The 11,555-nt window shown below is 41.1% G+C and carries 7 protein-coding genes; all 7 read right to left on the reverse strand.

From position 1 onward, the window contains the following. Positions 1 to 721: 721 nt before the first annotated feature. On the reverse strand, positions 722 to 2,068 hold the full coding sequence (gene gdhA, locus L2717_RS15010; protein WP_220775126.1) for an NADP-specific glutamate dehydrogenase: 1,347 nt from the start codon (positions 2,066 to 2,068) through the stop codon (positions 722 to 724). Positions 2,069 to 2,786: 718 nt separating this feature from the next. After that, positions 2,787 to 3,239 carry a hypothetical protein gene (locus tag L2717_RS15015; RefSeq protein ID WP_248938090.1) on the reverse strand — a complete coding sequence of 151 codons (453 nt, stop codon included), beginning with the start codon at positions 3,237 to 3,239 and terminating at the stop codon, positions 2,787 to 2,789. Between the two features lie 15 nt (positions 3,240 to 3,254). Continuing rightward, entirely contained in the window at positions 3,255 to 3,914 is a 660-nt protein-coding gene (locus L2717_RS15020; protein ID WP_220775029.1) for a TorD/DmsD family molecular chaperone, read from the reverse strand. 56 nt (positions 3,915 to 3,970) lie between these two features. Beyond that, complete coding sequence (locus tag L2717_RS15025) at positions 3,971 to 4,633, reverse strand: DMSO/selenate family reductase complex B subunit (RefSeq protein ID WP_220775028.1); 663 nt, start codon at positions 4,631 to 4,633, stop codon at positions 3,971 to 3,973. A gap of 14 nt (positions 4,634 to 4,647) precedes the next feature. Next, positions 4,648 to 7,164 (reverse strand): DMSO/selenate family reductase complex A subunit, encoded by a 2,517-nt coding sequence (locus L2717_RS15030; protein WP_248938091.1) that lies wholly within the window; start codon positions 7,162 to 7,164, stop codon positions 4,648 to 4,650. A 33-nt stretch (positions 7,165 to 7,197) separates the two neighbouring features. Next, on the reverse strand, positions 7,198 to 9,207 hold the full coding sequence (locus L2717_RS15035) for an MtrB/PioB family decaheme-associated outer membrane protein (RefSeq protein ID WP_248938092.1): 2,010 nt from the start codon (positions 9,205 to 9,207) through the stop codon (positions 7,198 to 7,200). A gap of 14 nt (positions 9,208 to 9,221) precedes the next feature. After that, positions 9,222 to 10,148: a DmsE family decaheme c-type cytochrome gene (locus tag L2717_RS15040; RefSeq protein WP_246611827.1), complete on the reverse strand. Its 927-nt coding sequence runs from the start codon at positions 10,146 to 10,148 to the stop codon at positions 9,222 to 9,224. Positions 10,149 to 11,555 lie beyond the last annotated feature (1,407 nt).

An 11,555-nucleotide genomic window follows, 5' to 3' on the forward strand; every position in this document is an offset into this window, starting at 1 on the left:
TTGTGTTTAATTTTTTTTTAGATTTATTTATCTATGTTTGCTGTTAAAACAATGCCATGCAATAAGTGCATAGTGGATATCGCATCTAAAAACATGATGTATTTCACAATGATTTTTTCTTTATTAATTACGTAAAACTTTTGTTGTAGATCATAGTGATATGGGTTGTAGTTGTAGCTTTAGCATCAGGGCAGGGGGGGATTACACTTTTGATAAGTTTCGAAAACTGAAGTCATCACTACAGAGACGTCGCATGCTCTTGCCTGCTTATCTGCTTGATAAAGACTTCTTTGCTGACATAAAAACATATATGGACCCATCAGGTTTGCAAGACATTCGATATCAATTTTGAGAAGAGTTCATTGCCCCCATATATTCGGCCTGTTATTGAAGGATTCCTCTAGCCCTGATGGATATTTGCTTCTACTGTCCTTATCATCCCTGCGGCTTCATCAGAGCCTATGTTTTCGTAAGGTTTTTAGGTGAAGGCTTGAAGACATAGTGGTGCTCTGTCGAAAGCCTTAAACGCGGTGTAAAGCGCTTTGCCATGCAGTTAAATCAGCCGCCCTTTGGGAGCCTCACAGGCATCACACTCCCGTGTTGCATTGACGTAAAAGGGAATAACCATTTCTGCGTCAATGCGCCTCGGATTGAAATACCTGTGAGGCTCTAAACTGATTAGATATTTAATGTGATTGGAATTACTCATCAAGCTGTCGGATTAGTAAACGCCCTGTGCCAACATGGCATCAGCCACTTTAACAAAACCGGCAATATTGGCTCCATCCTCATAGTTCACATGGCCTTCTTCGTCCATGCCGTAATTCACACAGGTTGCGTGAATACTTTGCATTATCTTCTTGAGGCGAGTGTCAACTTTTTCTCGACTCCAAGAGAGACGCTGAGCATTCTGACTCATTTCTAACCCAGAAGTTGCTACTCCACCGGCATTGGCGGCTTTACCTGGCGCAAATAACACCTTGGCTGCGTGGAAGGCTTTTATTGCTTCGGCGCTGCTAGGCATATTTGCCCCTTCGGCTACCATTAGTACGCCATTGGCAATGAGCGCGACGGCATCTTCTTCCAATAATTCGTTTTGCGTGGCACAAGGCAACGCGACTTGAGTAGGCAGATGCCAAGGCGTGCGATCGCTAAAGTATTCAAGTCCCATCTCGAAGGCGTAATCAGCTACACGCTTACGCTGCTCATTTTTTAACTCCATGAGCCTGGCGAGTTTCTCAGGGGTAAAGCCTGACGGGTCGTAGACAGTGCCATCGGAGTCTGAGGCAGTGATGACACAAGCCCCCAATTCCATCGCCTTTTCAATAGCGTATTGTGCCACGTTACCGGATCCCGATACTGAGACCGTCATGCCAGCCAGTGACTGAGCCTGATTAGCTAACATGGCCTCGACAAAATAAAGTAGGCCATAACCCGTGGCTTCCGGACGTACCAAGCTGCCGCCAAAGGAAAGTCCCTTACCAGTGAATACACATTCGGCGCTGTTGGTAAGCTTTTTCATCATACCGGCCATGTAGCCCACTTCGCGCCCACCAACGCCGATATCGCCAGCGGGTACATCAGTGTTGGCGCCTAAATGACGATAGAGTTCCAACATCAGTGCTTGGCAGAAGCGCATCACTTCACCCTCGCTTTTGCCTTTGGGATTGAAATCGCTGCCACCTTTGCCTCCGCCCATGGGCAGGGTCGTTAGGGCATTCTTCAAGGTCTGCTCGAAGGCAAGAAATTTGAGCACAGAGAGATCTACCGAAGGGTGAAAGCGCATACCACCTTTGATTGGGCCAATGGCCGAACTATGTTGGATGCGATAACCGCGATTCACTTGTACCTGACCTAGGTCATTGACCCAACTCACTCTAAACTGGACCAGTCGCTCAGGCTCAACCAAACGCTCTAGCAGCCCATGCTGCAGGTAACCCGGATTTTGTGCCAAAAATGGCCAGATAGAGGCAATAACCTCATTTACGGCTTGAATGAACTCTGGCTGGTTAGGGTTGCGCTGGGCCACTTGGGCGATAAAACTCTCTTTAGAAAGGGAATGACTCATCGATAACTCCTACTAGTAAATTACATCGGCTTTATGCCAGATAATGGCCATGCCCTATATCAACCTAAGTGCTACATGTTTGGTTTGCCTGACAGTCGGCTTACGAAAGAAGCCGTCTCATTTGTACCGTGGCACCAATCCATTAAACGCCTAAAAGCGTCTTTTTATGCACTTAATTAACATAAATAGCAACAGTTAGTTTTATGTTAACTTTTATGACTAATCATTAACGCCATATATTTTAAAAAAATAAGCATTAAAATATAATGAGTTAACCATAGAGCAGGAGGGATAGGATGATGAAAAATAAATACTCAAGCAGCGTGTTTAAAGATGTAGTTATATGCAACATAAAAATGTAGTGCTTTTAGATATTGAACCTAATCAGGAAGGGCAGGCAGAACGCTTAAATAACAAGGTACACTTAAGTAGATATTGTGGCTTATCAAACCCAATGCGTTTTGAGTGTTAGCGAAATCATCAACTTAGAAAAATTGTTCGCATTAAGCAACGTCAAATACTCAAATTTTCTGACTTTAAGCGCAAAGCAGGTAAAAAGGTCATCATCGGAGAGCAAAATAAAATTTCGTTTTTGATTAATATTTTTATAATTAAAAGTGTCATGATTATCTATGGTTTACAGGCTTGAACAGAGTCATTATGACTAGCCACAAAGTTCAGCTGAAAGCCGATATTACGAGCTAGACAAGAGACTGATTTAATTACGCCCCATATTTTGGCGTGATGTACGGTTTTTTTTACGTATGCTCTCAAGTCGAGACATAGCTGTAATGATATAAGAGCTCTTTTGAATATGAGTTATATCACTACAACTTTTTTGCTTATTTATCTTGTTAGCAAAGTAAACCGCAATAGATAAAATCAATTGCTCTGCTTGGGTCAATGTGTGATGTTCTATTTCTTTTATAAAAAGTAAATAGAAGCATTGAAAAAAATAATCAAATACTTGATTTTGATCTATTTTAAAGTCTTTATTATTTATCTCTGCAGGTAATTCAACCATAGCGGCAATGAGAGTACAGAGAGTGGTTCTATTTGTTACTCCCACAAAAAAATCATTAATGGCGCTATCTTGACTTAAGTATATCTCTAATTTATGAGCAAACTCTGCTTTGTTCCATTGTGCAGCCACTGACCGAATCACACTCATATAACATACCTTATTTTAACGAAATAGACGCATCGGCATAGGTACTACATTCGTAGTGTGGGCAAGGACTGATTCAAAATCTTGGGCAAGAAGAGCAATCGCCCTATAAAAATCCGTTTGTGCATGTTTAATAGCGAGTTCATGACAGCGTCCAGACCATGGCAACATATGTTGTTGTAGCAAAATGACGAGTGTATCTTTCGCTAATGTATTATTAGGCTCATCTAATAACTGTTGCAATAGTAAATCAATAGCGGAATAAAACAATGCTATATGGTCTAATGGCTGGTTATATTTCAACTCAAATTTAATGCCTACTTTTTTATAGAAGTTAATGAGCTGAATAGTCGATTGGTCATTTAAAATTTGTTGTTCACCCAAATATACCGAGCCCCAAGGCATAGCACTGGGTTCGCCGGGTCCAAAATACAACTGACCGTAATCGAGCTTAATGTCGTTAATTTGTTCAGCTTGCCATGTTGATAGAAATTTATTTAATAGGATCTTACCTTGTGTATTATGTTCTGAACTTATCAATATTGGCCAACTTTGATCCAGCTGGTTGTCATTGAAATACTGTATAGATTCTACGGTGGGATAATCTAAAAAAACATTATGTAATAAACGTGCGATAGCATGTAGTTCAAGATATATATCAGTCGTTTTATTGGTCATTATGGTTTCCTGTATTTAAATAGATGCCCAGAAGGGCATCTATTTAATGAGTCGTGTTAAACTTCAGAATAATTCAACACTTCACCTTGGCGGCCACCATTCTTGTTCGCTTTAATGATCAAGTTTGGTGAGGTAATACTTTCTGGTGGTAGTGGTGCCATATGTCCATCGCCATTACCATATTTAGCACGTAAGTTTACCATCGTATCAAAGTCCAGTGCACGTAATGGGCATGAACCGACACAAATAGGTTGCTTTCCTTCTGCTAATCGATCGTAGCAACCATCACATTTCGTCATCACTTTTCGCTGTGGATCTAATTGTGGTGCGTCGTACGGGCAAGCTTCAGCACAGCTATTACAACCAATACATAAATCCGTGTGGACAAGGACTAATCCATCTTCACGGCGTTTATGCATCGCGCCAGTGGGGCAAGCTTTAACGCATACTGGTTCGTTACAATGGTTGCAACCAATAGAGGTGTAGTAGGCGAAAATATTTTGCTCGAAACTACCATCCGCATTTGTTGACCAGCTACCACCTCCATATTCATAAACTCGACGCCAGTTAATACCTTCTAATGCAGGAACCCCTTGTTCGATAGGGTTAGTTTTGCGGATAATATCACCTTGTCTGTCTTTACAAGAGATATGACACGCTTTACAGCCAGTGCACTTGGTGGTATCTAAATAAAAACCATATTGAGTTTGTTCTGTCATTTTTAATTACTCCATCAAGCGCTAGCAATTTGTACACGGTTTGTGTGTTGTGGGTTACCTTTGGCAAAAGGACTTGGCTGGTAACGAGTTAGAGTATTGATACATCCACCAATGTCGATGATATGACCTGACGGACCGACTCTTCCTGAAGGGTCGGGTGTATACCAAGCTCCTTGGCCAAGGGCAAGCACACCGGGTGCTACACGTGGGGTGACCCTGACTGGTAACTCTATGGTGCCGCGTTTACTCCAGATAAGGACTTTTGATCCTTGAGTAAACCCTTTTTTGTAGGCATCGCCAGGATTCATCCATACAGCATCCTCAACAGCTTCACGTAACCAAGGGACGTTGTGATAACTTGAGTGTGTACGGCCTTTAGTGTGATATCCCATTAATTGGAATGGATAATCTTCAGATGTTTCATCATCCTCATAACCTTCCCAAGTCGCTTGGTACATCGGAATACTAGAGATGTAATCGCCTTTGACTTCATCGTTAAATTCCCATTCGGCGCCTTTTTGCGCCATTTGTAATGAGAAAATTTCGATTTTTCCTGATGGAGTATTTACCTTACCAGCCCCATTAATGTAGCTCTCTAATGCTACTGTCGCTTTACCATCAAATGCGCGGAATACCCCTTGTTTTTGCGCTTCTTCGTATGTGCTAGGAAGCGGTGGGATTGCGTTAGCATTGTTACTATTTGTGCGCGTTTTTTCGTAAAGCTCAGCTAGCCATCCCGCTTCATCTTTACCTTCAGTGTACTCTCCAAGCTTACCCATTTTGTCTGCAATTAATGCACACATATCGTACATTGATTTACATTCCCAAAGCGGGTCAATAGCGGCTTTCATTGCCACTAAATAGCCCATAATACCCGAGGCATAGCTGTCATTTACTAAGTCGTTTGACTCTAGCCACGAAGTATCTGGCAAGAGGATGTCAGCAAATTTAGCCGATGGTGTCATCCAGCAATCACACACAACGATGAATTCACACTTGGTATCATCTTCAAGTATTTTAGCGATACCGTTTGAATCTGAATGCTGATTAATAAGCGCATTTGAGTTAAGGGCAAAGATAGCTTTTAGATCAGCACCGAGTGGCGTATCTAAGTCAGCAGTGCCTCTAATTCCGTCTTTTCTAGCAGTCATTTCATGACCGCGCTCAATCGCATCGGGGAAAGTAAAGAACGAGATAGATTCTTTTACTGGGTTAGATAAACCCGACATTCCGCTATTACTGAGGCTTCCTTGACTTGGAAGTGCACCATTACTCACACCTGGCTGGCCGACTTTACCGGTTAAGAAAGACAACATGTAGCAAGAACGCATTGCTTGCTCGCCATTTGCGTGTCGGTTTACTCCCGCGCCTGTGATAATGAAAGGGGCACGTGCATTCATTATCTTGCTAGCGATTTTCTTAATATTGGTTTCGGATATACCACATACTTTAGCTGCCCAGCTTGGTGTTCTAGGACCTTTTGTAGAGAAGGTTCCTTCGCCTAAAATATAATCTTTGTAGTTATCATCAGGATTAATATAGGGCACATAGGCTAGTTTCTTTGGATCTCCTGAGGCTTGGAACTCCGCTTTTAATTTAATCAACGAGTCTTTGTCATAACCAACACAAAACTTGTCTAAAAAGTTTTTCGAATTGCTGTCTACCCAACCTGAGCTTATCATTTCATAGGCAATGCCTTCTGCTAATGCAGCATCCGTACCCGGGCGGATAGGGAACCAGTTATCCTCTTTTCCGGCCATTGAGTCGGTATAACGAGGATCAATCATGATGATTTCAAGTGCATCATTTGCCTTGATAGCTTGTAAGAAATCATAGCCTTCACCTGATCCAGATTGGCGCATTTCACTGGGGTTGTAACCCAAGCCAATAAATAAATCACTGTCTTTTAATGACAGTAAAATAGAACCTGAAGTACTACCAAAGCCGGTTGCAGCAGCGGCTTCATTTTGTTGCGCCCAAGAATAGTTACCATAAATATTAAGGAAACCACCATTGAGATTTAAGATACGATTAAAACAGTTTGAACTAGAGAACCCATAGTAGGCGCCTGTTCCATAAAGTTTTAATATCGATTTATTGCTATATTCACTAGCAATACGTTGCAGTTCGCTTGCTACCGTCGATGCGGCTTCATCCCAGCTAATCGGAACAAATTTTCCTTCACCGCGTTTACCAACCCGTTTCATTGGCGTTTTTAGACGATCTGGCGCATAAGTGCGTTGTCGTAAAGAGCGACCGCGTGCACAAGCACGGATTTGATGGTTAACCCCATATTCATCAGTGGTTTCGTTATCTGCTTCAACACGCGTGATAATCCCATCGCTACTAAACACTTTTACAGGGCAGTTTGAGCCACAGTTAACTAAACAAGCTGACCAACTGATACTCTCATCCGCTACCGGTGGTGGCGTAGGTGTGACATTGGCATCATCAGAGCCTGTTTTACAACCCGTAAGAGAAGCGGCACAGCTTAATGCGGCACTGGCTTTTAAAAAACTTCTACGTTCCATAGATATATCCTCTCGTATCATAAACGATGCGTCTTAGCGCAATTTGTAGGTAAACGACAGCATCACTTGGTGTGCGTTGTAGTTATGGTTGATATCGCCCAAGGTAATCATCCCCGGAATATCATTAACCCCTACGTTAGCTGCATCGGTATCGAAATAGCGTTCATAGCGGTAAGTTAATTTGAGTGCCATTTGTTCACTCAGGGCATAATCTGCATACATGCTGGCACTGTGGTTATATGAGTAATAATCGCCATAAGTGCTAAACGTATTTGCATTGCCCACATTGTTATAAAGTAGGGTGTCACTAATAGAATTACTGAATAAGTAATCTATCCCCAGCGTCAAACTGTCTTGCATTAATCCGCTGTAGCTTAAACCTGTACCTAGATTGATAAATTCATCTTCAATATCGTCCTGCCAATCGGCTGAACTAAAGCTTTGGCTACCTACTTGATGAGAGTTAATCCACTGTTGGCTTCCATACACATAACCATCGACATACTGATTAAATTGGATATTTAAATTAACGTCATAGCCATAATCTTCTGATTCGGTTAATCCTATCTTGGTGTTGTCATATTCGTCTTTGGCATAACGCGTTGTAACGTCAAGGCTCATCCAGTCTGTGGGGGTGTGGATGACTTTAAGTTCAAATGCATTGCGGTCACGATCAGCGAGGTAGTACTTACGTAATAAGCTGTTGTTTTCTGATGAAGTGAGCGTACTTGCTTCGTATAGAGATCCACTGCGGTTGGCGTGTTCTACTTTGAGGTTAACGTTGAAGTTGTCGACAGCACGAACATTAAACTTCATCCATAAATTATCGTCATTCGTTTGTTCTCGATCGCTAAAAGTACGCTCGATTTCTTTACGATCGTAGCCAGTTTGTAAGCGATAACCACTGGCAATACGGTAGCTTGCGTTGACTTTATAAGTATTACGCTCTAAATCGCGAGGGGTGTTTTGTCTAAAAGCTCCGGTTAAGCTATTAAAGTTGTATTGAGCAAACTCGGCGCTAGAGCTTTGGTTATCACGTTTACTGTAATCAATGCTGCCACCTAAACGTAAACGGTTAGTGAGCATTGAAGTCAGCGCAAAGCGGCCGTCTAACGTATCGACTTGACCATCCCAGTTTTGCAGTGGATTACCGCTCATTTGGATTAGATTTTCATCTTGGATCATACGACCACTGACAATACGTCCATTCATTACTGTTCGGTCGAGTTGGTATTGACCAGATAACGATACTTGATGAGCTTGATTATCTGGGGCAGCCGAATACACATCATTAACATATGGAAGGCTTAGATTATCGATATTGTTTTCATAATAGCTGCCAAAATAGCTCAACTCAGTTAACCAGTTATCCCCTAATAAGTGCAGCCCGGCATCTAATTGTTGAGTCGTTGAGTCTATTGGTAAGCCAAAATTTATAGGATTAGGAGATACGAGGCTACTGGACTGATATCCTGTTTTATCTTCTTGATTATATTTAACAAACATGCCATAAAAATCTTGACCATATTTAAATCCTAAACCAACTTTTTCACGTTGTTTATTTAAATCAAATTCATTAATACTGTTATAAGGCGTTAATAGGCCATTATTATGCCAAAGTGAACTTTGAACATCGCCAGCCTTATAGGTATTAATAGAATCAATATCTAGATTGATTTTATACAAACCCGCTTGGCCACCTGATAAGTGAACAAAACCATTGTCCATACCCAACTGGTAGGCTTGAATATTTGCGCGATAACCTGACTCACCTTGGTATTTAATATCGCCGCTCACTGTTGCAATAGCACCATTGCTTGCTGTGCCAAAAGCGTTACCAGCATGAATATCATCAACGTCGTTATAACCCACAGCAAACGCAACTTCACCTTGGTATCCAGCAGAAGTCGTACAGCGATTACATTCGTAATTTGTTGTATTCACAGACTCCATATTGGCATTACCTACTGCGAAGTTAGCCGCCATAATAGGTGATGACATAGCTATCATGGATAAGGTGATTAAATTCAATTTAAATAACATAAACTTGCTCTCCATTAACGTTGCAACAAACTGCCCGCTGGATGATTCGAACCATGAATTTTGCTGTGACAATTCAAGCAACTATTACCACCGCCAAATGCATCCATACCCGGTTCTGGAACAACACGACTGGCGTGACCGTCATCGGCATGACATTGTTGACATAACTGTGGTGCACGGCTTTCAAGCATATTTTCATTTACACTGCCATGGGGGTTATGACACGAGACGCAGTTTTCTGTTACAGGAGCATGTTCCCACAGGAAGGGGCCACGTTTTTCAGCATGACAGCTGTAGCAAGTATCATTAACGGTGGGTTGGATCAGTGCACTTTCACTCATTGAACCATGAGGAGAGTGGCAATCTATGCAGGTCATCTGATTCCATTTCATTGGATGTGATGACCGCTTATTCATGCCCGCTTTTTCTTGGGTATGACATGAGGTACAAGTATCATTTACACTCAGCTTATCCAGTGCGGGATCTTTAGCTGCATGAATTGTGTGACAATCGCTACAAGCGATTTCTTCTAAGTTATGAGTACTGGTATGCCACGCCATCTGTTTTGGATCATTATGGCACCCTTGGCAAACGGTATTTTGGGTGGGTGCGGATAATTGACTGTCTTTCCCAAAGGCAATCATCGGTTCTTTACCACCACGATTATGATTACCTTGTGGGCCGTGACATGCTTCGCACTGCAAGCCCGCCATAGGCGATTTATTGTGATTAGTTTGACCGTGTACACCGTCAAATAGGCCCATCACTTTTTCATTCTTGCGGTGACACACTAAACAACTATCCGCACCTTTAGGAGAATATTTTCCTTCGGAAAATTTCTCATTTAGTTGCAATTCAAGTTGTTCTGAGTTGAGATTGTCCCACGGAGCTGCAATTGCATTAAATGCACATCCGTAAACTATGAGTGAAAGCATAAACATGATCTGCTTACATACGTTCATAGTATTACCTGCCTTATTAATAATGAGTACCTAATAAGTAGTAGTTTATTGGTAAGCCGTTTATTATTCCAATAATAAAATTTTGAATAATAACAAATGTGATCGAGATCTATGGTTTGAATATAAGAAAGAAAACATTGATCCAGATCAATGTTAATTTATTTTAAACTCTATTTATTAAATATATTTATAACTGTGATTCATATAACGATAATATTGAGTGAACTTTTTCATTTGATTTTTAATATACCGTAAAATATATTCTTATTGAGAATGAATGCTATTACCTTATATTTATGCTTGGCAATAATGAGGTGCGTTCCTAACTTTAAAAATTACTCCATAACCATCCGGATAGAAGCGGTGTTTTATCAGTAAGCTACTTTATATCTTTAATCCAAGATAAGGTGAGTAAGGTAGGTATAAAAAATTACTGCGAAGGGCGTTTAATATTCTATTTATAGTTAATTTCCACGTTTCCAGTGCGCAGCTCAAGCGTCAGTTAAAAATAAATTGTTAACTGAGTAGAGTCAGTGTTGGAACTAATATTATCTAATGAGGTTAGGGGAGTCATAATTAAATCTGCCATAAAAGACTAATCCTTTCAGGTTTGCGAGTCGGTGGCTAACGCTGAACACGATTGCTGAACGTCAATAAGCTGCTCCGCACAGAATTGTTCGGCAGCGTCAAAAGAGAGGCCCGGTGGCAGCCCGAATACCTGTTGAAACTCCGCGGTAAACAATTCTCAAAAGGAGAAATATCATCTTTATACATCAACAATTGCATCGTCATTATCCAAGCCCATTAAATATTGAGTATCAAACTCATTATATTCCTCAAGAAGTGATTTACTGATGCTAACGCCTAAGTGCTGACCTTTGATCTCACTATGAAGATAGATATATCGAAATCTGCAATAAGATGGAAGCTATTGAATATCCAAATCCTAACGAAATTAATCCAAGCATCGAGAGCAACTCATTAAACTGGCTGGGGTATAGGAGATATGGGTTACAGATCGGATACTTTAATGTGTAGTGTGAAGATTAATGTCAAATAACATCAGAAAACATATCCCGAGTTTTAAAAAAGTCAGGCGGTGAAAACCGGGCTAAAAGCGCTCTTAATGATAAGTTTGCACCACAATAGTGCAAGCCTATCATTGAAATCACCATAATACGTTGATTATATAGAATAAAAATCCAGATCCACGAAGTGAGACAAAAACCATTTGGAATGAGAAACCACACAGGCATATGCAGTGAAAACTCTGACAGCATCAATTTAACATAATATACATTGTGCGCAGCTTTGTATGGAAGGGATTAGATGTGCCGATAAGTGTCGTTATCGGCATTAGCGCGTCATTTCTCCTCGGCTCAGGCT

Origin of the sequence: Shewanella glacialipiscicola (assembly GCF_023283485.1) — a bacterium.
Lineage (GTDB): Bacteria > Pseudomonadota > Gammaproteobacteria > Enterobacterales > Shewanellaceae > Shewanella > Shewanella glacialipiscicola.